This is a genomic window from Lysobacter sp. Root916, assembly GCF_001429785.1.
Taxonomy (GTDB): domain Bacteria; phylum Pseudomonadota; class Gammaproteobacteria; order Xanthomonadales; family Xanthomonadaceae; genus Lysobacter.
On sequence record NZ_LMJF01000001.1, the window covers coordinates 658,529 to 684,717 of the forward strand.

The 26,189-nt window shown below is 67.8% G+C and carries 19 protein-coding genes; 4 read left to right on the forward strand and 15 right to left on the reverse strand.

Annotated features, from left to right (window positions below; all coding sequences use genetic code 11):
• Positions 1-34: 34 nt before the first annotated feature.
• The 13 genes from ASE35_RS03115 to ASE35_RS03175 all read right to left on the reverse strand — a co-directional run bounded on the left by ASE35_RS03115 (position 35) and on the right by ASE35_RS03175 (position 15,549).
• Positions 35-397 carry a hypothetical protein gene (locus ASE35_RS03115; protein WP_056173888.1) on the reverse strand — a complete coding sequence of 121 codons (363 nt, stop codon included), beginning with the start codon at positions 395-397 and terminating at the stop codon, positions 35-37.
• The gene (locus ASE35_RS03120) at positions 394-984 is read right to left on the reverse strand and encodes a polymer-forming cytoskeletal protein (RefSeq protein ID WP_057161179.1); all 591 of its coding nucleotides are present in this window, start codon (positions 982-984) and stop codon (positions 394-396) included. Before ASE35_RS03120 ends, ASE35_RS03115 begins: the two co-directional genes overlap by 4 nt.
• A gap of 295 nt (positions 985-1,279) precedes the next feature.
• Entirely contained in the window at positions 1,280-2,731 is a 1,452-nt protein-coding gene (locus tag ASE35_RS21850; RefSeq protein WP_057162931.1) for a J domain-containing protein, read from the reverse strand.
• 12 nt (positions 2,732-2,743) lie between these two features.
• Entirely contained in the window at positions 2,744-4,033 is a 1,290-nt protein-coding gene (locus ASE35_RS03130) for a J domain-containing protein (protein WP_057162932.1), read from the reverse strand.
• The gene (locus ASE35_RS03135) at positions 4,030-5,721 is read right to left on the reverse strand and encodes a molecular chaperone HscC (protein WP_056173899.1); all 1,692 of its coding nucleotides are present in this window, start codon (positions 5,719-5,721) and stop codon (positions 4,030-4,032) included. The genes ASE35_RS03130 and ASE35_RS03135 overlap by 4 nt, the downstream gene beginning before the upstream one ends.
• Before the next feature lie 255 nt (positions 5,722-5,976).
• Positions 5,977-7,587, reverse strand: a complete 1,611-nt coding sequence (locus ASE35_RS03140) for a carboxyl transferase domain-containing protein (RefSeq protein ID WP_056173902.1) — start codon at positions 7,585-7,587, stop codon at positions 5,977-5,979.
• Positions 7,588-7,763: 176 nt separating this feature from the next.
• A complete protein-coding gene (locus ASE35_RS03145) occupies positions 7,764-8,156 on the reverse strand; it encodes a hypothetical protein (protein WP_056173905.1) in 393 nt (130 codons plus the stop codon).
• A 201-nt stretch (positions 8,157-8,357) separates the two neighbouring features.
• Positions 8,358-8,726: a hypothetical protein gene (locus tag ASE35_RS03150; protein WP_057161175.1), complete on the reverse strand. Its 369-nt coding sequence runs from the start codon at positions 8,724-8,726 to the stop codon at positions 8,358-8,360.
• A 122-nt stretch (positions 8,727-8,848) separates the two neighbouring features.
• Positions 8,849-10,024: an acetyl-CoA C-acyltransferase gene (locus ASE35_RS03155; RefSeq protein ID WP_057162933.1), complete on the reverse strand. Its 1,176-nt coding sequence runs from the start codon at positions 10,022-10,024 to the stop codon at positions 8,849-8,851.
• Between the two features lie 724 nt (positions 10,025-10,748).
• Positions 10,749-11,906, reverse strand: coding sequence for an isovaleryl-CoA dehydrogenase (locus tag ASE35_RS03160; RefSeq protein WP_057161173.1), 1,158 nt, complete (start codon positions 11,904-11,906; stop codon positions 10,749-10,751).
• Between the two features lie 93 nt (positions 11,907-11,999).
• Positions 12,000-13,103: a Glu/Leu/Phe/Val dehydrogenase dimerization domain-containing protein gene (locus tag ASE35_RS03165; protein WP_056173918.1), complete on the reverse strand. Its 1,104-nt coding sequence runs from the start codon at positions 13,101-13,103 to the stop codon at positions 12,000-12,002.
• A 783-nt stretch (positions 13,104-13,886) separates the two neighbouring features.
• Positions 13,887-15,155: a 2OG-Fe(II) oxygenase gene (locus ASE35_RS03170; protein WP_057161171.1), complete on the reverse strand. Its 1,269-nt coding sequence runs from the start codon at positions 15,153-15,155 to the stop codon at positions 13,887-13,889.
• A gap of 76 nt (positions 15,156-15,231) precedes the next feature.
• Positions 15,232-15,549, reverse strand: a complete 318-nt coding sequence (locus ASE35_RS03175; RefSeq protein ID WP_057162934.1) for a YXWGXW repeat-containing protein — start codon at positions 15,547-15,549, stop codon at positions 15,232-15,234.
• Between the two features lie 393 nt (positions 15,550-15,942).
• Between ASE35_RS03175 and ASE35_RS03180 the strand changes: the two genes are divergently transcribed.
• Positions 15,943-19,428: a methylmalonyl-CoA mutase family protein gene (locus ASE35_RS03180; RefSeq protein ID WP_057162935.1), complete on the forward strand. Its 3,486-nt coding sequence runs from the start codon at positions 15,943-15,945 to the stop codon at positions 19,426-19,428.
• A 165-nt stretch (positions 19,429-19,593) separates the two neighbouring features.
• On the forward strand, positions 19,594-21,216 hold the full coding sequence (locus ASE35_RS03185; protein ID WP_235569984.1) for a hypothetical protein: 1,623 nt from the start codon (positions 19,594-19,596) through the stop codon (positions 21,214-21,216).
• A gap of 170 nt (positions 21,217-21,386) precedes the next feature.
• Here the strand turns inward: ASE35_RS03185 and ASE35_RS03190 are convergent, their stop codons facing one another.
• On the reverse strand, positions 21,387-22,937 hold the full coding sequence (locus ASE35_RS03190) for an SDR family oxidoreductase (RefSeq protein WP_235570013.1): 1,551 nt from the start codon (positions 22,935-22,937) through the stop codon (positions 21,387-21,389).
• A gap of 294 nt (positions 22,938-23,231) precedes the next feature.
• On the opposite strand from ASE35_RS03190, the gene ASE35_RS03195 reads away from it, so the two are divergent.
• Positions 23,232-23,789 carry a DUF3228 family protein gene (locus tag ASE35_RS03195; protein ID WP_056173936.1) on the forward strand — a complete coding sequence of 186 codons (558 nt, stop codon included), beginning with the start codon at positions 23,232-23,234 and terminating at the stop codon, positions 23,787-23,789.
• A 270-nt stretch (positions 23,790-24,059) separates the two neighbouring features.
• Positions 24,060-25,277, forward strand: a complete 1,218-nt coding sequence (locus tag ASE35_RS03200; RefSeq protein WP_057162938.1) for a hypothetical protein — start codon at positions 24,060-24,062, stop codon at positions 25,275-25,277.
• A gap of 374 nt (positions 25,278-25,651) precedes the next feature.
• On the opposite strand, the gene ASE35_RS03205 is transcribed toward ASE35_RS03200, so the two are convergent.
• Positions 25,652-26,137, reverse strand: a complete 486-nt coding sequence (locus ASE35_RS03205; RefSeq protein WP_157489236.1) for a hypothetical protein — start codon at positions 26,135-26,137, stop codon at positions 25,652-25,654.
• Between the last annotated feature and the right edge of the window lie 52 nt (positions 26,138-26,189).

Here is a 26,189-nt window from a genome sequence, read left to right on the forward strand (position 1 = left end):
GCCGGCCATGCCGAAGCGTGATCCCGATAGCGGATCAGCGTTTGCGCTTGACCGCCTTGTAGCCGGTCGCGGCGACCGCCTCGACGGCCAAGGTGAAACTGCGTTGCTCGCCCGGAAACAAGGCGCCCACGCCGACCACTTGGCGTGTGATTTCGTGGCCGTCCTCGTCGCGGATAGACAGCAGCATGGTGTACTCCCACGCGCCCTCGGCGGGCGCGTGGATCGTGCCCTCGACATGCAGCGGCGAAAACTTCGCCGCCGCCTGTTGCAGCGCGTCCGGGTCGAACTTGAGATGGTGCTTGCAGGCGGGGCAGACGTTGGCGCTGTCGAGGATGGTCGTCTTGCAATGCGGACAGGTGCGCGTCGCCCCGGGCAGGCCCGGGCGTGCGGCGTTCATGCGCCGGCGCCGTTCTCCGATTTGCCGCCGTTGTCGGATTTGGCGGACTTGTCGCCGCCGGGCTTGCTGTCCTTGTCGTCGAAACCGAACTCGACCTGGCCGCGCATGCGCGAGCCCGGCGCGACGGTGACCACGCCGGCTTTGACGTCGCCGACCATGCTGCCGCCTTCGAGCAGTTCGACGCGCTGCGCCGAATTGATGTTGCCTTCGAGCTCGCCGGCGATCACGACCTTGCGCGCGCTCACGCCGCCGTTCAACTTGGCGCCGACTTCGATGGTGAGATCGCCGTCGACCTGCACGTCGCCCTTGAATCGGCCGGCGATGCGGATATGGCCCGAGCCCTGGATCTTGCCTTCGATCGACAGATCGGACGCGATCAGCGATTCCTTGCCGCCTTCGCGCTCGACCGGCTTGGCCGAATACGAGGGCGCGGGCGCGGCGCTGGCGAACGGCGCGGGTGCCGGCGTCGAAGCCTGGCCGAAGTTGATCTCGTTGGCCGTGTCCGGCTCGCGCTTGAGTGCGGTCTCCGGCTGCAGCGGCGGAAGCGTCTCACGCTTGGGCGGGTTGGGCTGGTTGAAAATGGCCATGACGCGGCGTCCTCTAGTTCGGGGGAACGTTCGGGTGAAGAACGAGTAACAGCGAGGTTGAGCTTTGGAGCCTAACACGCTGATACAACGCGACCGATGTGATGCGCCTCACCAATCCGCATAGCGAAAACGCACATCGCGGATTCAGTTTCGCCGTCGATTGCGCACGACCAACAACAACGCGGATTTGCATGCTTCGCGCCGCAGCGTTGCATCCGATGCGAGGCCAGAATGGTTCAGAAATTTTTCAGGACGATGAATAGGGCGAGCGCGACTGCCCCATCGCGCAAGGCACTCAAGGCGCGTAGATGGAAGTCGCCATCAGCGTGGCCAATGCCAGGCCAAACAGCGGCCACAACCAGGCCGAGCGGCTGCGGACTTCGCGCAGGGGGATGCGGCGCAGCGCCGCATACAGGACATCGGTCGCGATCGGGATCGCAGCGCCCATTGCGACCGCTATGGCGGGATGGTCGGTCGTGCCCAGCGTGGGCAGCACGGCCACGCCGCAGAACAGGCCGGCGAGCACCATCGCGCGTCGCGTTGCCGGCGTGCGTGCGCTGGTCCAGCCGATCAAGGCCATGCCCGATAGCAGCATCGAGACTTCCGGCTGCGCCGATTGCAGAGACAGGGCTGCGGCCAGGCAGGGCAGCGCCAGCGTCAACGGCCCGTCCCAAGGGGTGCGCCGTTCGATCGCCGCTGCCATCCTGCGCACGCCGACATCGCCCGATATCCACAACAACCAGATCGCGGCGACGATGCCGCTTTCGCGCAAGGCCAGGCCCAGGAAATCGCGGTCGCCCCGCAACATCGCGATCAGGCTTACCAGCGACATGCAGTACAACGCGGCCCGCACGCACCCGATCAGCGCGCGGCGCCAATCTAGGCGCGTGCGGTCGGTCGCGGCCTGCCAGAACGCGACCGCCTTTGGATCCAGGCGCTCTTCCGCGAGTTCGGCGCCCAAGTCGGACAGATGACGCCACCAGGCCAGCGTGCGCGATGGCAGGCCAGGGATCAGCGCGATGAACGCGCGTCGCAGCCAATGGGCCGGGCCTTCGAGCTCGCGCACCAAGAGGCGATCGACCGAGGTCGTGTGCTCGCTGCGTAGACGTGCGATCTCGTAATCGTAGTCCTCCACGGCTTGCGCGCGCCGCAGCACATATGCCGCCTGCGCGTACAGCCAGCCGTCGCTGGGCGATACCGTGTCCAGGCCGAAGAACGCCACCACGGCGCGCGCGTTGGCGGCGCGCGGCGGCGGATCGGCCTGGGACATCTCCAGCGCCACCGGCAGGCGTAGCGCCGCCTTGAGGTCGAGCGCGTACAGCGCCGGCAATTCGCGCAACCAGCGCTCCAGGCTGCGCGCGGAGTCTTGCCGCGTGCGTAGCACCAATTCGGCGAGGAAGGCCTGCGCGTCGAAGCGGTCCGAGTCCCCGGGTTCATGGTCCGTCTGCGGTTGCGCAGGCGGCTCGCCGGTGGCGGCCAGAAGCGCGTCGTGGCTCAGTGTGGCGGTGAAGACGCTGGCGTCGACGGTGGGCTCTTCGACGAATTCCTCGTCGTTGTCTTCGTCTTCGCATTCCAACGACGCCGTTGCGAACGCCAGACAGCGTTGGTACGCCTCGTTGAGGCGCTGGAAGCCGACCGGGTCTTCATCTGGCCGGGTCGTGCGCAGGCGCTGCGCATACGCGCGCTTGATCGCGCGTTCGTCGGCGTCGCGATCCAAGCCCAGTGCGGCGAACGGGTCGACGTGCATATCGGTGGCCGCTCAGCGTGCCGGTGTCGGCGCTGCGGCCGCCTGCCGCGCCGCCTGGCGGCGGTCGCGCCAGGCGTTGATGGCGTCGAAACCTATCGTCGTCGCGCCTACGATCGCGCCGATGCTAAGGAACCAAAGACCGGCGTCCAGCGGATATTCGCCGAGCAACAGCCTACCCAACAGTAGGACGCCCAGGGCCGGCACGATCGCGCGCAAAGCGGCGACGACCCAACGCCAGCGACCGAAATAGCTCTTGCGCGCGACTTGAAGGAAGAATTCGCACTGAGCGGCATTCAATTGCGATGGCCGTTCACCATAACGTTGACTCAGACGATGGGCCAGTCGCGCGACCCGGCGCGACCACTCCGGTATCACGGCGATCGCGAGCGCGCGCGGCAGGCCGAAGCGGCGCTTGAGTTGGCGAATCGGCCATTTGGCATTTTCGCCCAGGTGCCCGGTGTTTTCGCTCTCGATGCTCCAACGCGCCGTACTGCGTGCTTGTAACTGCGCGGAGTCTTCATAGCCGAACAAGGAACCGAGCAGATCCAGGATCGGCGAGGAGAGGTAAGGGGTATCGTCGAGCCATAACCAAACGTGCAGGCGCTGGCCGACGTAGTCCCTGACGCCACGGTCGTTCAAGGCATGCTGCGAACGCAGCCAGGCATGTACTCGGTACAGCGATTGATCCCGGGATTGCGCGATCAGCTCGGCCTGGAAGCGCTCGTAATCGAAGTGCGCGAACAGACGCAGCGATTGGAAGGCGGACTGCACCGGCGCCGGATAATTCCCGACGCTGCCGAGGTCGAAGAAGTCCGCGATCGCATCCAGAGCGGCGGGCGACAGCGCCGAGTCGGCTTGCAGGACCAGCTTTCGGACCAGGGCGATCGCGACGTCGGTTTTACGCTGCAGGGAGTACAGCGGCGTGTATCGCTGCAACCATTGCGCGAACGTCGCTGCGGGCTGCGTCGACGCTGCATCCAACACCGCGACCACCATCTGAGCGAGCGACACCGATTCGGCCAGCGTCGCCGTCGTGGCGGCCGGCGACGCCTGGGTCGGGTCGATCGAGATCGGGCCGCTGCTCCAGCCCGTGCGCACCGCGCCGACGGGCAGCGCATGCGCGCCGCGTACGTCGCCGCGCTGCTGCTGCAGTTCCAGCGCGGCCCGGTAGGCTTCGTTCACCCGTTGGAACTGTTCCGGGTCCTGATCGGGGCGCGTCACGCGCACAGCGGCCGCGTAGGCCCGCTTGATCTCTCGCGCGTCGGCCTGCTCGTCGATCCCCAGCACTTCGAACGGATTCATGCGTGGCCCTGGGCCTCGATCTGATCCAGGAACACGCTTAGCTGGCCGCGGTGATCGGCGATGACGCGTACATCCTGGCCGTCGAGCACGCCGCGAAATTGCACCAGCGCGCTCTGCAATTGCTCGCGCGCCCATAGCAGCTCCTCGTACAAGCGCTCGGCGCGCGCGATCAGGGCGATGTTCTCCTGCTGGTCGCGCGGGTGCACCTTCAGCGCCTCCAGCACCGCCAGGCGCGCGCGGATCTCGTCGGGGCTGAGCACACCAGGGTTCTTTTCCAACACCACTTCACGGGTCAGGCCGGTCGACAACGCGGTGGCTTCGACCTGCAACAGCCCATTGATGTCGTAGGTGAAGCGGATGTCGACCGGGTTCTCGTTGCGGCGCTTGGGCGGAATGTCGATCGCGACGCTGCCCAGGCGCACGTTGTTTTCCACCCGCGGGCTTTCGCCCTGGTAGATCTCGAACTCGACCTGGCGCTGGCCGTCGCGCAACGGGTAGTAGCGCTCGACCCGGCTCACCGGCACCGTGCTGTTGCGGTGGATGATCGGCGAGAAGATGCCGTTGGCGAGCTGGCCGTTGCCGGTTTCCTCGGAGGTGTTCACGCCCAGGGTGTGCGGGCAGACGTCGGTGAGGATGATCTCCTCCAGCGATTCGTCGCGTGCCTTCATGCCAGCCGCCACGCAGGCGCCCATCGCGATCGCTTCGTCGGGATTGACGTGGCGCAGCGGCAGGCGCCCGAACATGCGCGAGACCAGGCGCGCGGCCAGCGGCATGCGCGAGGCGCCGCCGACCAGCACGATCTCGTCGAGCTGGTCCGGACGCAGCTTGGCGTCGCGCATGGCGCGCTCCAGCGGCGCGCGCAGGCGCTGCACCAACGGGTCGCAGAGCTGGGCGAAGGCGTGCTCGTCCATGCGCCAGCGCCGCGGCTGGCCGTGCAACACCAGCTCGACCTCGGCCGGCTGGCCGTGCGCCAGCTCGCGCTTGGCCAGCTCCAGGCGGCGCTCCAACTGCGCCAGTTCGGCCAGGGACAGACTGTCCAGATTCAGTTCGTTGTCGCGCAGGAAGGCATCGCGCATGCAGCGCGAGAAGTCCTCGCCGCCGAGGAAGTTGTCGCCGGCGCTGGCGTGGACCTCCATCACCCCGTCGTACATTTCCAGGATCGAGACGTCGAAGGTGCCGCCGCCGAGGTCGAACACCAGGTAGCGGCCCTCGCTGCGCTGCTGCAGGCCGTAGGCCAGCGCGGCCGCGGTGGGTTCGTTGATCAGGCGTTCGACCCGGATTCCGGCCAGCTCGCCGGCGATGCGCGTGGCCTTGCGCTGGCTGTCGGAGAAGTAAGCCGGCACGCTGATCACCGCCTCCTCGATCTTGCGGCCCAGCTGGGCCTCGGCGTCGGCCAGCAGCGACTTCAGGATCAACGCCGACAGTTCTTCGGGCCGGAATGCGTGCTTGCCCAGCGCGGTGCGCCGGTCGGTGCCCATCCAGCGCTTGAACGCGCCGACGCTGCGCTGCGGGTGCGAGACCATGCGCTCCTGCGCAGCGCGGCCGACGATGATGGCGCCGTCGTCGTCCACGCTGACCACCGACGGCGTCAGCAGCTCGCCGAGGGCGTTCGGGATCAGGCGCGGGCCGTCCGGACCATAGCTGCCGATCAGGGAATGGGTGGTGCCGAGGTCGATGCCGACGATCATGGTCAGGGATGTGCGTGGATGGGTCGGAATGAGGCAGTGCGTGGACGTCGCGTTCGTCGGGCGCGGACGCCCACGGCGGCGCATCTGCGCGCAGCTCGGGAAGATACCCTGCCGCGGGGCGGCTCGGCGGCGCGCGCGGGCGCGGCCGGGCGGTTCTGCGGCAAGGCGGTGGCTCGCCGTGCGGAGGCGGGCAGGGCGCACGGAGAGCGGACGGCGCGCGCAGGCGCCGCCGGAGTATCCCCTCGGCCCTACGGCTTACATCCGGAACACGCCGAAGCGCGTGCGGTCCTCGATCGGCGCGTTGAGGCTGGCCGACAGGCCCAGGCCGAGCACGCGCCGGGTGTCGGCCGGGTCGATGATGCCGTCGTCCCACAGGCGCGCGCTGGCGTAGTAGGGGTTGCCCTGCGATTCGTACTGCTCGCGGATCGGCGCCTTGAAGGCTTCTTCCTCGTCCGGCGTCCACACCTTGCCGGCGGCCTCGATGCCGTCGCGGCGCACCGTGGCCAGCACCGAGGCGGCCTGTTCGCCGCCCATCACGCTGATGCGCGCGTTCGGCCACATCCACAGGAAGCGCGCCCCATAGGCGCGGCCGCACATGGCGTAGTTGCCGGCGCCGAAGCTGCCGCCGATCACCACCGTGAACTTGGGCACGTGCGAGCAGGCCACCGCGGTGACCATCTTGGCCCCGTCCTTGGCGATGCCCGCGTTCTCGTACTTCTTGCCGACCATGAAGCCGGTGATGTTCTGCAGGAACACCAGCGGGATGCCGCGCTGGTTGCACAGCTCGATGAAGTGCGCGCCCTTGAGCGCGCTCTCGGCGAACAGGATGCCGTTGTTGGCGACGATGCCGACCGGGTAGCCGTGGACATGGGCGAAGCCGGTGACCAGGGTCTTGGCGTAGCGCGCCTTGAACTCGTGCAGGTCGCTGCCGTCGACGATGCGCGCGATCACCTCGCGGATGTCGAACGGGCGGCGGGTGTCCTTGGGTACGATGCCGTACAGCTCCTGCGCCGCGTACAGCGGCTCGCGCGCGGGCTGCACGGCCACCGGCAGGGTCTTGCGGCGGTTGAGGTTGCCGACGATCTCGCGCGCGATCTGCAGCGCGTGGCGGTCGTCCTGGGCGAAGTGGTCGGCCACGCCGGACACGCTGGTGTGGACCTCGGCGCCGCCCAAGGCCTCGGCGTCGACGACTTCGCCGGTCGCGGCTTTCACCAGCGGCGGGCCGCCCAGAAAGATCGTGCCCTGTTCCTTGACGATGATCGACTCGTCGCACATCGCCGGCACGTAGGCGCCGCCGGCGGTGCAGCTGCCCATGACCACGGCGATCTGCGGGATGTTTTCCGCGCTCAGCCGGGCCTGGTTGTAGAAGATGCGGCCGAAGTGCTCCTTGTCCGGAAACACCTCGTCCTGCAGCGGCAGGAAGGCGCCGCCGGAGTCGACCAGGTAGATGCAGGGCAGGCGGTTCTCGCGCGCCACTTCCTGCGCGCGCAGGTGCTTCTTCACCGTCATCGGGAAGTAGGTGCCGCCCTTGACCGTGGCGTCGTTGGCCACGATCACCACTTCCTGGCCCTGGACCCGGCCGATGCCGGCGACCATGCCCGCGGCCGGCGCGGCGCCGTCGTACATGCCCTCGGCGGCCAGCGGCGCGATCTCCAGGAACGGCGAGCCCGGATCCAGCAGCGCGGCGATGCGGTCGCGCGCGAGCAGCTTGCCGCGTTCGGTGTGCTTGTCGCGGGCCTTGTCGCCGCCGCCGTGGGCGGCGCGGGCGAGGCGGGCGTCGAGTTCCTCGACCAGGGCCTGGTGATAGGCCGCGTTGTCGCGGAAATCCTGCGAGCGCGGGTCGAGCTGGGAGGTGATCGCGGGCATCGATGCGGGCTGTTCGAAAGACGCGGCATCAAACCACAAAGCGTAGGCGCCGGCCAATGACGCTTTCGCCGGCGCGCGACCGGGCGCCGGCGTACGGAGCGGGGCTGCGCATACGCATGGCACAAAAAGAAAGGCCCGCTTGCGCGGGCCTCTCGGTGTTGCGGGCTAGCAGCGAATTACTTCTTCGCTTCGGCCTTCGCTTCGGTCGCAGCAGCGTCGGCCTTGTCGGCGACCTTCTGAGCGGCGTCGGCGGTGGCGTTGGCGGCGTCGGCGGTCGCAGCGGCGGCGCCGGCAGCGGCGTTCGCGGCAGCGGCGCCAGCGGCGTCAGCAGCGTTGTTCACGGCAGCGCCGGCTTCGGCAGCGGCTTCGCCGGTGGCGGCAGCAGCGGCGTCGGCGCCTTCGGCGACGGCGGTGCCGGCAGCGTCAGCGGCCTGGGCGGCGGCGTCGCCAGCCTGCTCGGCGGCGGTCGCGGCCTGAGCGGCCTCGTCCTTCGCAGCGTCGGTGTTGTTGGTGCAAGCCGACAGAGCCAGGACGGCGACGGCGAGGAGGACGTGGAGCTTGGTGTTCATGGTTGTCTCCGGAGGAGTTGTCTGAAGGATTATCTGTGTAAGCGCGGACGTACATCAGGCAACGCCAGTGCGCGCAGCGACCCGGGCTGTGCCGGTTCTATCGTTCACTGACCACTGTTTCAGCTACGGAAAAGCCGCCGGTAAACCGGCGGCTCTTCCTGACTTGCGTACCCGATCGGTTCTAGCGAACCGAGGAGGGCATTACTTCTTCGGCTCTTCCTTAGCAGCGTCGGTCGCGTTGGTCGCGGCCGAAGCGGCGTCGGCGGCAGCGTCAGCAGCCTTGCCAGCGGCGTCGGCAGCGGCGTCAGCAGCGGCCGGGGTAGCGGCAGCGGCGGTCGCGTCGGCCGAGGTGGCAGCGGCGTCGGCAGCGGTAGCGGCCGTGTCGGCAGCAGCCTGAGCAGCGTCGGCAGCGGCGGTGTCGCCGGTGGCGGCAGCGGCGTCGGCGGTGGCCTGGGCTTCGGTCGAAGCAGCGGCGGCATCAGCAGCAGCTTCATCAGCCTGCTTCTGGTTCGAGCAAGCGGCCAGGGCCAGGCCCAGAGCCAGGGCGAGCAGCGCCTTGTTGAAAGTCATGATTCGGTTTCCTCGTCGATTAGTTAGGCAACGCGCAGTTGCGCGCCGATAACATGATGACAAGCCAGTGACGCGTGTCAAGCGGCTGGCCGGTTTTTTTTGCACAACGCGTTTTTAACTTTTTACAGGAGCTCGACCGCGATCGCGGTCGCTTCGCCGCCACCGATGCACAGCGAGGCCACGCCGCGCTTGCCGCCGCGGGCGCGCAGGGCGTTCAGCAGGGTGACCACCAAACGCGCGCCGCTGGCGCCGATCGGGTGGCCCAGGGCCACCGCGCCGCCGTTGACGTTGAGCTTCTCGTGCGGGATCCCAAGGTCCTTCATGGGGGCCATGGCGACCACGGAAAACGCTTCATTGACCTCGAACAGGTCGACATCGGCGACCGTCCAGCCGGCCTTCTCGAGCACGTTTGAAATCGCTTTCACCGGAGCGGTGGTGAACCATTCCGGGGCCTGGGCGTGGCCGGCGTGGGCGACGATGCGGGCCAGCGGCTTGAGCCCGCGCGCGGCGGCCTGGTCGGCCGACATCAGCACCGTGGCGGCCGCGCCGTCGGAAATCTTCGAGGACGCGGCGGCGGTGAGCACGCCGTCCTTGCCGAACGCCGGGCGCAGGCCCGGGATCTTGCTGACGTCGATCTTGCCCGGCTCTTCGTCGCTGTCGACCACGACATCGCCCTTGCGGCCCTTGACGGTGACCGGGACGATCTCGTCCTTGAAGGCGCCGCTGGCGATCGCGGCCTGGGCGCGCTTCACGCTTTCTTCGGAGTAGGCGTCGATCGCGGCGCGGTCGTAGCCGTATTCGGCGCAGGTGGCGTCGCCGAACACGCCCATGGCCTTGCCGTCGTAGGGGTTGGTCAGGCCGTCCCAGGCCATGTGGTCGAGCATCTCGGCGCTGCCGTAGCGGATGCCGGTGCGCGAGTTATTCAGCAGGTGCGGGGCATTGGTCATCGACTCCATGCCGCCGGCCACCACGACCGTGGCCGAGCCGGCCTTGATCAGGTCGTGGCCCAGCATGATCGCCTTCATGCCCGAACCGCAGACCTTGTTGATGGTGGTACAGCCCGCCGCGGTCGGCAGGTTGGCGCCCAGGGCGGCCTGGCGCGCCGGCGCCTGGCCGAGGCCGGCGGGCAGCACGCAGCCCATGATCACCTCGTCGACCTGGTCGGCGGCCACGCCGGCCTGCTCGAGCGCGGCCGAGATCGCGGCGCTGCCCAGGGTCGGGGTGGGGACGCCGGTGAATTGGCCGAGGAAGGAACCGATGGCGGTGCGCTTGGCACCGACGATGACGACGTCGCTCATGGCGGACTCCGAAATAGTGCGGCCGGCGCGGCGGCCGGAACTTTCCGATTATGCGACCCGATGCTGCACTGCCGCAAATGCCGGAAAGGGCCGGGTTCGGGCGGGTCGAAGTCCGGCCCGGGACGGGCTGAGCGGGGCATCAAAACTGTGGATTGCGTCGCAGGGACCGCTGAGAGCGGACTAACGAAATCTTCGCAATCCCGCTCAGCTTGGTGTACGCCAACGAAACGCCCACGAAGGTGACTGCGCCCAAATGCGCCGGCCTTGGCAGCGTCCGGGTGCCCCGCCGGGCTGGCCCGAGGACTCGGGGCGGGAGCGGCGCAAGCCGCGACCGCGTTACCTCGACTACGACGCGAGCTCGGAGATGGGTCGCGGCTCACGCCGCTTCTACCCCAAAGCCAAGCACCTACGCAGCCGCTCCCTGTAGGAGCGGCGTGAGCCGCGACCGCGAAACCACACACTCCGGCGCAACCATGCGCCCCCAGCTTCCTGTGGGAGCGGCGTAAGCTGCGATTGCTGAGGTGTGGTTGTCGCCGCGATTCCGACGCTTCCGCGATCGCGCCTTATGGCCGAAGGAAATCCCAGTAGGACGCCGCTCCCACACACAGCAGCTCCCACGGAAAGCGGGCAGCGCAATGCATCGAAGCCGCGGCAAGCGAATCGCACCGCCGCGGCCACCGCACCCCACGCCCACTCCGGCATCCCGAAGCGGGCGCGATCTACCTCACGACTTGCCGTCGAACAACTCGCGCCCGATCAACATGCGGCGGATCTCGTTGGTGCCCGCGCCGATCGCGTACAGCTTGGCGTCGCGCAGGATGCGGCCGGTCGGGTACTCGTTGATGTAGCCGTTGCCGCCCAGGGTCTGGATCGCTTCCAGCGCCACCTGCACCGCGCTGTCGGACGCGTGCAACAGGCACGAGGCCGCATCCACGCGGCTCTTGTGGCCGGCGTCGAAATCGCGCGCGACCTGATAGGCGAAGGCGCGGCTGGACTGCAGCGCGGTGTACATGTCGGCGATCTTGCCCTGCATCAGGCCGAAGGTGCCGATCGCCGCGTCGAACTGCTTGCGCTCGCGCACGTAGGGCAGGGCGCTGTCCATCGCCGCCTGCATCAGGCCCAGCGGACCGCCGCTGAGCACCAGGCGCTCGGTGTTCAAACCGCTCATCAGCACCTTGACGCCCTGGTTGACCTCGCCCAGCACGTTGGCGACCGGGATCTCGCAGTTCTCGAACACCAGCTCGCAGGTGTTGGAGCCGCGCATGCCCAGCTTGTCCAGCTTCTGCGCGGTGCTGAAGCCCGGCATGCCCTTCTCGACGATGAAGGCGGTCATGCAGCGGCTGCCGCTGTCCTTGCCGGCGGTGCGCATGTAGACGATCAGCACGTCGGCCTCGGGGCCGTTGGTGATCCACATCTTGTTGCCGTTGGCGACCCAGACCTCGCCCTTGAGTTCGGCGCGGCAGCTCATCGAGCCGACCACGTCGGAACCGGCGCCCGGCTCGCTCATCGCCAGCGCGCCCTTCCACTCGCCCGTGCACAGCTTGGGCAGGTACTTCTGGCGCTGCGCCTCGTTGGCGTTGGCGTACAGATTGGACACGCACAGGTTGGAGTGGGCGCCGTAGGACAGGCCGATCGAACCGGACGCGCGCGAAATCTCTTCCATCGCGACCAGGTGGGCCAGGTAGCCCATCTCGCTGCCGCCGTACTCGCCCGGCACGGTCATGCCCAGCAGGCCCATCTCGCCCAGCTTGGGCCACAGGTCCTGCGGGAAGGCGTTGTCGTGGTCGATCTGCGTGGCGCGCGGTGCGATTTCGGCTTCGGCGAAGCGGCGCACGGCCTCGCGCAGCGCATCGATCTCTTCACCCAGGGGGAACGGACGCATCGGAACTCCTGTCGATCTGATCTGGTTGCACAAATTGTGTGTGTAGCGCCCAAGCAGCGACGGGGCCTTGCGGCCCCGTCGTCGTCGAATCGCTTAGTGGCCGCCGCGGATTCGACCCCGGAAGCTCGGAGCCGAGCGGCCCATCGGCAGCTTGAGCTTGCCGATCGCGTCGATGCGCTCTTCGGCGAGGCGGTCGGCGGCCTTGTAGGTCGGGATCGCGTCGCGCTCGGCGATTTCGAAGATGCGGCCGAGGTTGTGGTAGATCGTGCGCATCATGCGCATGGCGCGCTCGCGGTTGTAGCCGTCGAGTTCCAGCGCCACGTTCATCACGCCGCCCGCGTTCACCGCGTAGTCCGGCGCGTACAGGATGCCGCGCTTGGACACTTCGTCGCCGATCGCGTTGTTGGCCAACTGGTTGTTGGCCGCGCCGCAGATGATCTTGGCCTTCAGGCGGGGCAGGGTCTGCTCGTTGATGGTGCCGCCCAGCGCGCAGGGCGAGTAGACGTCGGCGTTGACGTCGTAGATCTCGTCCAGACCCACCGCTTCGGCGCCGTACTCGCTCACGGCCTTGTCGATCAGGCCCTTGTTGATGTCGGTGACGAAGATCTTGGCGCCGCGTTCCTTCAGCAGCTTCACGAACTCCATGCCGACGTGACCCAGGCCCTGCACGGCGTAGCTGTACTTGCCCACTTCCTCGTCGCCGAAGCGCTTGTTCAGCGCCGCCATCAGGCCCTGCAGGGTGCCGTAGGCGGTGAACGGCGAGGGGTCGCCCGAACCGCCGTGGACCTGGTGCACGCCGGTGACGTACTCGGTCTCGCGGTAGACGTATTCCATGTCGTTGACGTCGATGCCGACGTCCTCGGCGGTGATGTAGCGGCCGCCCAGCGAATCGACGAACTTGCCGAACGCGCGGAACAGCGCCTCGGACTTGTCGGCGGCCGGATCGCCGATGATCACCGCCTTGCCGCCGCCGATGTTCAGGCCCGCGACCGCGTTCTTGTAGGTCATGCCGCGGCTCAGACGCAGCACGTCGTTGAGCGCGTCCTGCTCGGTCTTGTACGGCCACATGCGCAGGCCGCCCAGGGCCGGGCCCAGCACCGTGTTGTGGATCGCGATGATGGCCTTCAGGCCGGCGTCCTTGTTGTGGCAGAACACGACCTGCTCATGGCCGAAGGTGTCGAGGGTTTCGAAAATCATCGGGTGCTCCGAAACGGCGTGGATCGCGCGTTGCGCTTAACGCCAGGAATGTCTGGTAAGTCGGTGAAAAAGAAGGAATTCGCCTGCGCGGAGCCCGCACTACCGGCGCCGCAGGGGCGACAGTCTAAAGCAATCGGGGGATACGGCTACGTATGCGTGCCCAACCGCCAGAACCGGCCCCGGTCCGGCGCGAAGATGAATGCGCCTCCGGCCACTCCGGCAGCATCCTCCGCAACCGCACCCTGTAGCAGCGGCGCAAGCCGCGACCGCGCCACCGCACGCGCCGGCGCCACGCCCCCGCAGCTACCGAATCGCGGCTCACGCCGCTCCCACAAGAAGCGCGCGGCAGTCACGGAGTCCGCGACAGTCCTTGCCTCGGCGCAGCGCCCTGCCTTCTGTGGGAGCGGCGTGAGCCGCGATCGCGTCATCGCAACAACGGCGCCAGCTCGGGAACCCCGTCGCGGCTCACGCCGCTCCTACCCCAAAGCCGAAGCGCCTTGCGGTCGCTCACTGTAGGAGCGGCACACGCCGCGACCGCGCTACCGTACGTGCCGGCGCCACGCCCCCGCGGCTACCGAATCGCGGCTCACGCCGCTCCCACAAGAAGCGCGCGGCAGTCTCGCTACGGGACGCAGCGCCTGCCTTATGTGGGAGCGGCGTAAGCCGCGATCGCGGTATCGCAACAACGGCGTCAGCTCGGGAACCCTGTCGCGGCTCACGCCGCTCCTACCCCAAAGCAGTACGCGCGCAGGCATTGCCGAATACCGAATATCGAACCGCCCCTCAAAACAACCGATACGGCCGCTCGCGCAGCCACAGCGTCGCCAACCATTTCTCCCCGCGCTGCACCGGCAAACCCGCGTGCAGCGAATCCGTATCCGGCCGCCCGTCCGCGTGCAGGTTGTCGAAGATCACCGCGCGCCCCGGCAGCGGTGCGACCCGCAGCCCGGCGACCGGGAACTCGGTCTCGCCGCCGGCCTCGACCGCGTTGAGGTAGACGCAGATCGTGCGCAGCCGGTTGCCCGCCTCGGGCCGGTCGCGCTCCAGCGAGCCCGGCGGGCGGTAGTCGCGATGCGGGCGGTACTCCTCGCCGGGCGCGTAGCGCAGCACGGTCAGGTGCTCGGCCTGCGGCAGCGCCACCCCGGCCGCGTGCGCCATGCGCAGCTGCACCACGCGCAGCGCCAAGTCCTCGACGATAGGGTCCAGCGCCGAGTCGCTGCTGGTGCGCTGCTCGTGCGGCATCGGCGCGCCGGTGTCCGGATGGATGGTTTGCGAACGCTGCAGCGAAGGCTGCGCGGTCGCAATCAGCAATCGGCATTCGTCCGCCGACAGCAGGCCGTCGACCGTGGCCACGCGCGGCGCCGACGCGCGCGGGGTGATCGCGACGGGTTGCAGCGCCTCCTCCAGGGCCAGCGTGCCCGGCACGATCTGCGCCCGCATCGTCGGCTGCGGCGGCGTACTGGCCGGCAAACGGGTCACCCCATGCGCGGCCAACTGCTGCAGGATTTCCTGCGCCGCGCGCGGTTGCGCCGGGCAGCCTTCGCCGCGCGCCAGGCGCTCGGCCAGCAATCGCGCGGCGACCACGTCGCCGCGCCCCGCGCCGCGTTCCAGCAACTGCAGGCACAGGGTCTGGTCGCGCTCGTTGGCGCGCCGGCCGAAGTGGATCGCGGCCGCGCGCAAGGCCGGCGGATAGTCGGCCTGGATCGCCGCCAGCAGGCGTTCGTTGCTGCGCCCATCGTGCGGCAGGGCCCTGCCGCCCAGGGCGATCAGGGCCAGGAAATAGCCCGCGATCGGGCTGCCCGCCGATTCCGCGCGCAGCAGCCATTCCACCGCGTGTTCTGGGTCGGGTTCGGTGCCCACCCCGAACATCAGCATGCGCGCGTACTCGATCTGCGCGTTCGCCAGCCCGGCCTCGGCCGCGCGCCGGTGCAGCATGCAGGCTTCGTCCAGGCGCTGGCGCACCACCAGCGCGGTCGCCAGGTGGTACAGGGCTTGCGGCGAACCGCGCTCGGCATCCAGCCGCAGGCGGGTGAGTTCGGGATCGTCGGTCATCGCCGGAGCGTAACCGAGGCGCACGCCGCTGGGCAGACGTCGCGGGCGTTACGGTTTCGCAACGCCCGCGACGGATTCAGCGCCGCGCCCAGTGGCCGTCGTTGAAGCGCCAGCCCGGCCCGTGCCGGTACCAGCGCGGCGCGACATAGGCATAGCCCGGCCGCACCCGCACGTAATGCCCGCCGACCCAGACGTGCTGGCGCCCGGTCCAGCGCCAATAGCCCGGCGCCCACACATAGCCCGGCCGCACCCGTACCCGCTCGTAACGCACCGGCGGCGGCGCCACCCGCACGCTCACATCCACATAGCCGCGCGCCTGCGCCGGCGGCGCGTGCACCGTACCCAGCGCGGCCACCGCGACCGCCGCCGCCAATACCCAAGGACGCATCGTCATGTTCCTGCTCCGCTACCGGCGCCATCCGCCGTCAGCCCAGACAACGCCCGCGTCGCGCGCGGTGTTGACGCGGCCCGTGCCGCGGTTCAGTGCAACGCCAGCTAGCTGAAGCCCAGCTCGCTGCGCGTGAACGGCTCTGGCTGTGGCGCGGGCTCCAGCTCTCTGTGGGAGCGGCGTGAGCCGCGATCGGTGTGCGGTGTCGCAGCCAATCGCCACGTGGCGCCGGCGTGTGCGGTGGCGAATCGCGGCTCACGCCGCTCCCACAGAAGGCAGAAAGCTCAAGGGCGGCCGCCTCGTCCCGCGCCCCATACCCGCCCGCACGTCCCCGGCCTCCAGCCCCGCCACCCCCGCGCGCTACAATGCGCGCTATCCGTTTTTCGTATTGAGCGCGCCATGAGCACTCCCGTTGCCGTAGTCCCCGCCGCCCAGACCGACGCCACCCCGTTGCGCTTCGTCACCGCCGCCAGCCTGTTCGACGGCCACGACGCCGCGATCAACATCATGCGGCGCCTGATCCAGGGGCAGGGCGCGGAAGTGGTCCATCTGGGCCATAACCGCTCGGTCGAGGACGTGGTGCGCGCCGCCCTGCAGGAAGACGCCGACGGCATCGCCCTGTCCAGCTACCAGGGCGGCCACGTCGAGTACTTCAAGTACATGGTCGACATGCTCAAGGAGCGCGGCGCCGGCCACATCCGCGTGTTCGGCGGCGGCGGCGGCACCATCACGCCCGAGGAAATCCGCGAGCTGCAGGCCTACGGGGTGGAGCGCATCTACCACCCCAACGACGGCATGCATATGGGGCTGGTGGCGATGATCGAGGACGTGATCCGGCGCGCCAACGAAGGCCGCATCGCCGATACCGCGCCCGACAAGCCGGCCGCCATCGACGACGAGATCACCATCGGCAAGACCCTGTCGGCGATCGAAGAGGGCCTGCTCGACGAAACCCAACTCGCTCACCTGCGCAAGCAATGGCAGCTGTCCGGCGGCAAGACCCCGGTGGTCGGCATCACCGGCACCGGCGGCGCCGGCAAGTCCTCGGTCACCGACGAACTGCTCAACCGCTTCCTGGCCAATTTCCCCGAGATGCGCATCGCGGTGATCTCGGTCGACCCGACCCGTCGCCGCACCGGCGGCGCCTTGCTCGGCGACCGCATCCGCATGAACTCGCTGCGCAGCCCGCGCGTCTACATGCGCTCCATGGCCACCCGCCGCCAGCACGTGGCCACCAACGCCGTGCTCAAGGACTGCATCGCTTTCCTCAAGGGCCTGGGCTACGACCTGGTCATCGTCGAGACCGCCGGCATCGGCCAGAGCGACTCGGAGATCGTCGACCTGGTCGACTTCCCCATGTACGTCATGACCAGCGACTTCGGCGCGCCCAGCCAGCTGGAAAAGATCGACATGCTCGACTACGCCGAGCTGGTCGTGCTGAACAAGTTCGACAAGCGCGGCGCCGAAGACGCCCTGCGCGACGTGCGCAAGCAGTGGAAGCGCAACCGCGTCGCCTTCACCACCAAGGACGAAGACATCCCGGTCTACCCGACCATCGCCAGCCAGTTCAACGACCCCGGCATCAGCTGGATGTTCGCCAACCTGTGCCGCCTGCTGCGCGAGAAGCTGTCGCTACCGGCGCAGCGCTGGACCCCGGACGTCAACACCGACCTCAAGGAACCGCGCGCCACCGTGCTGATCCCGGGCGCGCGCGTGCGCTACCTGGCCGAGATCGCCGAACAGGGCAGGGCGATCAACCGCCAGATCGAAACGCAGGCGGAGATCGCCGACCGCGCCCAGTCGTATTGGCAGTCGCTGCACGATCTGGGCGACGAAGCCCTGCCCAAGCAATTGGATCTCTACGCAGCCGATGCCCTTCTCCCGCCTGCGGGAGAAGGTGCCCGCAGGGCGGATGAGGGCGCTCTTGCCGTCGACCGCACCCTGCTGACCCTGCGCCAGCGCTACAACGACGCCGTCCAGTCGCTCACCTCCGAAGCCCTCAAGCTGCTGCGCGACTGGCCCGCGCGCCTGAAGTCGATCACCGACGAGGTCAACGAGTACAAGGTCCGCGACAAGACCATCCGCGTCGAGAACTACCGCGACTCGCTCAGCCACCAGAAGATCCCCAAGATCGCCGCGCCCACCTACAAGAGCTGGGGCGAGCTGCTGACCTTCCTGCAGAAGGAAAACCTGCCGGGCTACTACCCCTACACCGGTGGCGTGTATCCCTACCGCCGCACCGGCGAAGACCCGATCCGCATGTTCGCCGGCGAAGGCACGCCCGAGCGCACCAATCGCCGCTTCCACTACCTGTCCGTGGGCCAGCCGGCCGCGCGCCTGTCCACCGCCTTCGACAGCGTCACCCTGTACGGCGAAGACCCGGCCGTGCGCCCGGACATCTTCGGCAAGATCGGCAACTCCGGCGTCAACATCGCGTCCTTGGACGACATGAAGAAGCTGTACTCCGGCTTCGACCTGTGCGCCCCGACCACCTCGGTGTCGATGACCATCAACGGCCCCGCGCCGATGCTGCTGGCGATGTTCATGAACACCGCCATCGACCAGCAGGTCGAGAAGTACCTGCGCGAGGACGGCGCACGCTGGGACGCCGCCCACGACGCCATCGAAAAGCTGTACGAAGGCAAGCAGCGCCCGCAGTACGGCGGCCTGCTGCCGGAAACCAACGACGGCCTCGGCCTGGGCCTGCTCGGCGTCACCGGCAACCAGGTCGTCGATGCGGAGACCTACGAAGCCATCAAGACCCGGACCCTGGCCACCGTGCGCGGCACTGTCCAGGCCGACATCCTCAAGGAAGATCAGGCCCAGAACACCTGCATCTTCAGCACCGAGTTCGCCCTGCGCATGATGGGCGACATCCAGCAGTACTTCGTCGACAAGAACGTCCGCAACTTCTACTCGGTGTCGATCTCGGGCTACCACATCGCCGAAGCCGGCGCGAACCCGATCAGCCAGCTCGCCTTCACGCTGAGCAACGGCTTCACCATCGTCGAGTACTACCTCGCGCGCGGCATGAAGATCGACGACTTCGCGCCCAACCTGTCGTTCTTCTTCAGCAACGGCATGGACCCGGAGTACACCGTGATCGGCCGCGTCGCCCGCCGCATCTGGGCCCGCGCCATGCGCGAGCGCTACGGTGCCGATCCGCGCAGCCAGATGATGAAGTACCACATCCAGACCTCGGGCCGCTCGCTGCACGCCCAGGAAATCCAGTTCAACGACATCCGCACCACCCTGCAGGCCCTGTACGCGCTGTTCGACAACTGCAACAGCCTGCACACCAACGCCTACGACGAGGCCATCACCACGCCCACCGAGGAATCGGTGCGCCGCGCCGTGGCGATCCAGATGATCATCAACAAAGAGCTGGGCCTGAACTTCAACGAGAACCCCTGGCAGGGCAGCTTCGCCGTCGACTACCTCACCGACATCGTCGAAGAGGCCGTCTACAAGGAGTTCGAGGCCATCAGCGAACGTGGCGGCGTGCTCGGCGCCATGGACACCATGTACCAGCGCGGCAAGATCCAGGAAGAGTCGCTGTACTACGAACACAAGAAGCACGACGGCTCGCTGCCGCTGGTCGGCGTCAACACCTTCCTGCCCAAGGACCACGGCGGCGACATCGTCACCGAGATCGAATTGATCCGCTCCACCGAAGGCGAGAAGGGCCAGCAGATCGACAACGTGCTGGCCTACCAGACCGGCCGCAACGCCTACGCCGCCGACGGTCTCAAGGGCCTGCAGGCCGCCGCGCGCGAGCGCAAGAACGTGTTCGCCAGCCTGATGGAAGCGGTCAAGACCCATAGCCTGGGTCAGATCAGCCACGCCTTGTACGACGTGGGTGGCGAGTACCGCCGCAATATGTAAGGTCGCGTGGGCGCGGGAGCTTTGCCGCGCCCGCCCGTAGTGCCGGCGCTGACGCGCGCCGGTGTTCGATGCGCCGGGGGGACGCATCTGCTCGGCTCCCTCGGCATGAATGCGATTCGTCCAGGGGGAGATCGAGTGCGAGCCATATTGTTTGCGATGGGCCTGATGCTGGCGCTGCCGGCAACCGCCAAAGAGAAACCGCAGGTGCCGGCCGAGTTGGCGCCCACGCACGGTTATGTCTATGTCGCATTTCCGAAGGGCGGCGGCGAAGCGATCACTGTCGCTCCGGTGGCGGGTGGCAAGGATGTGGTGATCGACACGCCGGCGGCTGCGACGTCGTTGCCCGCCGCGCATGCATTCGCGAAGTGGCTGCCCGCAGGCCGGTACAAGATCAAACTCTGGGGTGTGCTCAAGTGGCCGATCACGCCTGCATTCGGCCCGCCAGACAAGCCTGCGTCCGATTGGCCGGACGGGCTGGAGTTCGATGTCCAGGCTGGGCGAGTGACGGACCTGGGCGACCTGATGCCGGTGAATGTGGGCGGGTACCAATTCGTCGTGGTGCCGGTGCCGCATCCGGAGCATGCGGGGTCGCTAGCGGAAGCCATCAAGCCGATCGCGGCGGTGCTGAAGGACTCAACCCCCGTTCCGTACACGATGACTTCGGTATCCGGGGCCATCACGATCCAGCAGCAGAGCACGGGCCTGGGTTTGATCGCCGACTTGCTGCTAGCTCACGATCGCAAGGTCAACAAGCCCTCCACACAGGACGCGCTGATCGCCGCCAAGGACCCCAAGGAGTTCCTGCGCCTGCTCCGTGGCATTACGCCGCCGCTGCAGGACGAGCCTGCGAGGCTCGACGACGGCACGCTGTACTTCCCCGCGGATCTTGGGCAGTTGCGTAAGCGCACGCCGGATGGCCAATGGAGCAGCCTGGGCATGGACACGCTGCGCCAGATATTGGCGGTGGAGTACGCGAATGGTCGCCTGGTCGCCGGCAGCGACGACGGCCACCTGCGCGCCAGCCGCGACGGCGGCGCGACCTGGGCGGAGCTGAAGGCCCTGGGCCGTCTGGAATCCATCATCGACATCGACCACGCCGACGGCACCTGGATCGTCACCTCCACCGAAAAGTTCGAGGATTCCAAGGCCCCGCGAGGCAACGGGCTGGTGGCCGCCGCGAGAGGCACGCCCTCGGTGCGCTTGCGCGTCTACACCGGGCGCAGCGACGATCTCGCCGACCTGGCCCTGTCCAAGGAATTCGTCCTGGCGCCCAAGGATCAGGCCGGTTGGCTCGGCGCGCGCGGGCAGTTGGCGGGCGGACGCTACTACGTCCTGGCCGGTACGGCCCTGCAACGGCTGGATCTGGCCAGCGGGCAGTGGAAGACCATCACCCCCGGCGCGCGCATTTCCTCCCATCGCATCGATCCGACCACCGGCGTGGTGAGCGCGCTTTGGAGCCAGGGCGCCTTCTCCAAGGTCCATATCTCCTCCGACCACGGCGACACCTGGACCCAGATCGGCCGTCCGCCCTACATCATCCACGACGTGCAGATGGACAGCGCCGACCGCGGCTGGGCCAGCCGCTGGAACATGAATGCCTTCAGCGGCGTGTGGGAGACCTACACCTTCGTGCCGGCCAAGAACGACTGGGACAAATCGGGCGAGGCGCCGTTCAATTGCCGCCTGATGCGCATCGCCCCGGACTTGCCGGTGCTGTGCTTCGCGCCGGATGCCAGCATCCTCGGCCTGCATGACGGTAAATGGGAAGCGGAGTTCTCCGCGCTGTAATGGCTGCCGCAAACGCGCAGGACTGGCGTTGCAGCTGGGCCGGGTTCCGTCGCCACGCGGCGGAACCCCGGCTTGAACGTGGACCGCACGCCGGCGCCGACCCGCCGGCGCGCGCATGCCGGATAACGCGCCGTCATCGCACCTAGCCGCCTTCGCTTACGCGATAAGGCTCACCAATCCGTCGGCGCGTAGTCCTTCAGGAACTGCCCCCACACATGCTCACCGGTGTTGAACCCGTGGATGATCGGGTCGACGATCCGCGCGGCGCCATCGACGATGTCCAGCGGCGGATGGAAGCGTTCCTCGACGATTTTTCGCGCGGCGATTTCGACCGGGTCCTCGTCGGTCACCCAGCCGGTGTCGACGCTGTTCATGTGGATGCCGTCGCCGTGATAATCGGCGGCCGCGGTGCGCGTCATCATGTTGAGCGCGGCCTTGGCCATGTTGGTGTGCGGATGCTTGGTGGTCTTGAAGTTGCGGTAGAACTGGCCTTCGACGGCGGAGACATTGACGATGTGTTTGTCGCGCGCGACAGGTGCGCCATCGGGCGTGCGCAGCATCAGCGGCTTCAGGCGCGCGTTGACGATGAAGGGCGCGACTGCGTTGACCAGTTGTGTCTCCAGCAGCTCCACCGACGGCACTTCGTCCATCTGCAGGCGCCATGAATTGCGCCCGCGCAGATCGACCTGCTGCAAATCCTGGTCGAGTCGGCCTTCGGGGAACAGGTGGGTCTGACCGAGCAGCTCATCGGGCAGTAGCGGTACTTGCGAGAGCTCGGCGGCACGGGCGAGGCCCATCGCGCCCAGGTCGGAGCGGCTGGCTTGCAGCGCGGTCGCCTCGGCGCCTGGCAACAAGTCGCTGCTGCGCAGGCCCTGGTACTGGCCGATCAACTTGCGCACGTGCTCGGGCAGGGTCTGCAAGGCGGCGGTCTCGCCGGCCATCATGTGCGCATAGAACGCCGGTGGGCGGCGCACGGTCTGGCAGGCATTGTTGATGATGAAGTCCAGGCGCTCGCGCGTGGCCAGCAGCTGCGTGCAGAACGCTTCCACGCTGGGGGTGTGGCGCAGGTCCAGTCCGAACACTTCCAGCCGATCGCGCCATTCGCCGAAATCCGGCTCGGCGGCGTAGCGCGCGGCCGAATCGCGCGGGAAGCGGGTGGTCACGATCAGGGACGCGCCCGCGCGCAGCAATTTCAAACCGGCCTGGTAGCCGATCTTGACGCGCCCGCCGGTCAGCAGCGCCACGCGTCCGCGCAGGTCGGCGGTTTCGGTGCGCTTGAAGAAATTCAGTTCCGCGCAGGGCGGGCACAGCTGATCGTAGAAGTGATGGATGCGCGTGTATTTCTGCTTGCACACATAGCAATGCAGCAGTTCCGGCGACTCATTATGGCCCACCGGATCGGTCGCACGGTTGCTGGGGTCGTGCAGGCCGGGGGCCTGCGGCGGGAAATAGTTGGGCGTGGTGAACACCGGCTTGCGGCGCAGGGTGCGGATGCCTGTCTGATCCAACAGCGCCTCGGTCGCGCGGGCTTTCTCCTGCGCCCGTTCGCGCGCCTGATCCTTGGACTTGCGTCGCCGCGCCCGCGGCTCGGGATGGTGAACCAGCGCGATCGCCTGCATCAGGCGCTCGCGTTCGTCCGCGGGCAGCGCATCGAGCAGGCTACGGTCGGCGATGATCGCTTCCAGCAGCGCCAGGGTGGCCTGCAGACGATCGCCGGACAGGCCGGCTTCGGTGTCGCAGGCCGGCGAGAGGGGCGGGGTAGGTGCAGCGTTGGTGTTCAAGGACAGGTCCGTGTTGCATGCCGAAACGGTGGCAAAGGGTACGGGAAAAGCGGGCTGCGGTGATTTATTCGCCAAAATAGCGCGGCAGCCGGGCCCTGAACGCGGTCGCTCGCTCGGCTTGAGTGCGATCCCAGCGCTTAGGCCGCGCTCCGAGCGGATCTCAGCGAAGCACGGCGGCCGCCAGTCGCCGGGTCACCGGCGCGTCCCTGACCCCGGCTGCCCGATAATGCGCCCATGACCATCGTCCTCACCGACTTCGCCCGCCCGCGCCTGTTCCCGCGCGAACCGCGCCGCAACACCATCCAGGACTGCACGCCCGAGCAGTTCGAGCGCCACCTCAACGAGGTCGCGCCGCTGCAGGTCCTGGACGGCTACGCGCCGTTCTGCAAGCTGCACGTGCACCGCAACTGGACCTCGACACGCTGCCTGGCCGTGCCCATCACCGAGGCTAACCGCCACCTGCTGCGCACCGATTACGACGCACGCACCAAGGACGAACTGCCCGTGCTGGTGCGCTGGTTCGAAGGCCTGGACCCGCCCGTGGCTGACTACCTCATCGTCATCCTCTACAGCCGCGAGCAGTTGGCGAAAGAGGGCACTCATACCGACGCCGACTGGGGCGTGGTCGGCTGCATGTACACCGCCGAACCCGTCGAAACCCCGATGGCGCCCATCACCATGATGCGCAACGCCCTCGGCGTGGAGGAAGGCGGCTCCGGCGTAACGCTGGACCGCGCCGCCTACCAACGCAGCGTCGAGTTCTGGCGCACCCACGCCAACTGGCGCGGCTAACCCCAGCCCCTCGATGTATTCCCCAACCCAGTCTCCCCCTTTGAAAAAGGGGGATTAAGGGGGATTTGCTCTTGCTCCACCCGCAGAGCCACACAGCCCCCTATTGCCCTCCCACACCAACGCAAGCCCCCATCCCGCGTTCTGCAACCCATCCCACAAATCCGCAACCCGCGCCGCCGCCCTTGTCATATCCCCGCCTGTCCCCCCGTCTGAGGAAACAGCACGCCGCAATGACTGCGGCGTCTGCCCACCAAGGAATCCAGGCAACCCATGAACAAGCTCAAGCCGCACCTGCTGGCGTCCCTGCTGCTGTCCGCGCTCTCCCTGCCGGCTCTCGCATTGGAGCCCTGCAACCCCTGCGACCCCGTCGACACGCCCAAGGTCTACGCCGTCGGCGTCGCCTACCTGCCGAACTGGCAAGCCGCGATGTGGGTGGACGGCGTGCGCACCGACCTGCCGCCGTTGGTCAACGCCTACAACACCGGCGCCAAGGAGGCCAACGACGTGGTCGTGGTCGACAACTTCATGACCGGCGAGCCCGACATCTACGTGGCCGGCACCGCCAACATCACCACCAACAACGCCGCCGCTGCCGACTCCTCCGCCATGGTCTGGAAGAACGGCGAGATCCACAGTCAGATCCCCAGCATCTCCAGCACCTACGTCAACCAGTTCGCCGGCGCCAAGGGCTTGTTCATCGACAACGGCAATATCTACACCGCCGGCTACACCGACGCGAAGTTCAGCAGCATCGCCGGTCCCCAGCCCAACTTCGCCGACATGAAGCCGGTGTACTGGAAGAACGGCCAGATGACGTTGCTGCCGATCAACCCCAGCGCCTATCGCGGCATGGGCACGCGCATGACCGTGCGCAATGGCAACACCTACGTCATCGGCACCCATGCGTTCACCCAAGAGAGCCACCCGGCGACCCCGGGCGCGTTCGGAAGCGGGGCCTTGTGGGTCAACGGCACCGAGGTGCTGTACACACCGATGCCGTACCCGGAGACCGTCACCACCACCACCACCCAGCTCTACGTCGGCGGCGCGCTCGCGCCCTACGCGAACGAAACGGTCTACCGCGCCGGGTACATCTACCGCGCCCTGTCGCTGGGCTCGGTCTCCGCGGGCACCGGCTCGCCGGGCATCTTCTACGGCGTGATCCTGGGCAAGGCAGGCATGACCTCGCGCGTGACCGACATGCAGATCGTCGGTACCCGCATCTACGCTGTCGGCTGGGAGCTGCGCCCCAGCGGCAAGTACGTGGCCAAGCTGTGGATCAACCAATCCGGCGTCGACTTGTCGGAGGAGAGCGAAAGCGCCATCGCCACCTCGGTGTTCGTGCACGGCAACGACGTCTACGTCGGCGGCAGCACCAACAACATCCTCAACCAGTACGCCAAGGCGGTGATCTGGAAGAACGGCGCGATGACCAGCCTCAACGGCACCGCGCTGGGCTCGCACATCACCTCGATCTACGTGAAGTAAGCCCACGCGTCGCACCCGGGACGCTCGTGAGCGAGCGTCCCGGCATCCGCGATACTCCGCTGTGGGGTAGGAGCGGCGTAAGCCGCGACCGCGCTATTTCGACGACGGCGCCAGCTCGGAGGCCAGGTCGCGGCTCACGCCGCTCCCACCCCAAGGCCAAACACCCTTCGCAGCCGCCCCCTGTAGGAGCGGCGCAAGCCGCGACCGCGCGCGCCCACATGCAGATGCAACCGTGCCTGCCAGTTTCCTGTGGGAGCGACGTAGGCCATAATTGGCTGGCACGTGGTTGGCGCGGCGATTCCGAGTCCACGCGATCGCAGCTACTGGCCGAAGGAAATCTCCAGCGGACGCCGCTCCTACCCCGACGGGTCCAACTACCAGGTCACCGTCAAATGCACGCGGAACCGATGCAACGCATCGCCCGAGATCGACCCGCTGCGCATCTCCACCGTGTACCCGCAACCGCCGGCCGGCATCGTGCCGGTATAGCGGTAGGCATGGGGTTCGAACGGGCCGTAGTCCACGCCTAACCGCTCCCATTGCTTGCTGTCGTTAATCAGCGCAACGTAATCGCGTCGCAGCGCGACCATCTGGTCGTAATTCATCAGGCCGAACCACAAGGTGCAGTAGCGATTCGCGCAACGCGCACCGTCGATCTGCACGCCCTCCGGCAGCGGCACTGCCTCAGGCCAGCCGTCCGGGCGCGCCGCGACTGCGGCACCCACGCCGACCTTGGTCACACGCTCCGACATCGGAACGCCAGCCTCGGCGTCCCGTCCCGCCGACGCATAACCCGTCAGCGCGCACAGCCCAACCGCCGCCATCACCGCCAGACCGCGGCTACTCAAGTATCGATTCATCTCATTCCCCTGTTGTATGCATCCACGCAAACGGCTGCCTGCGTAGCCTTAC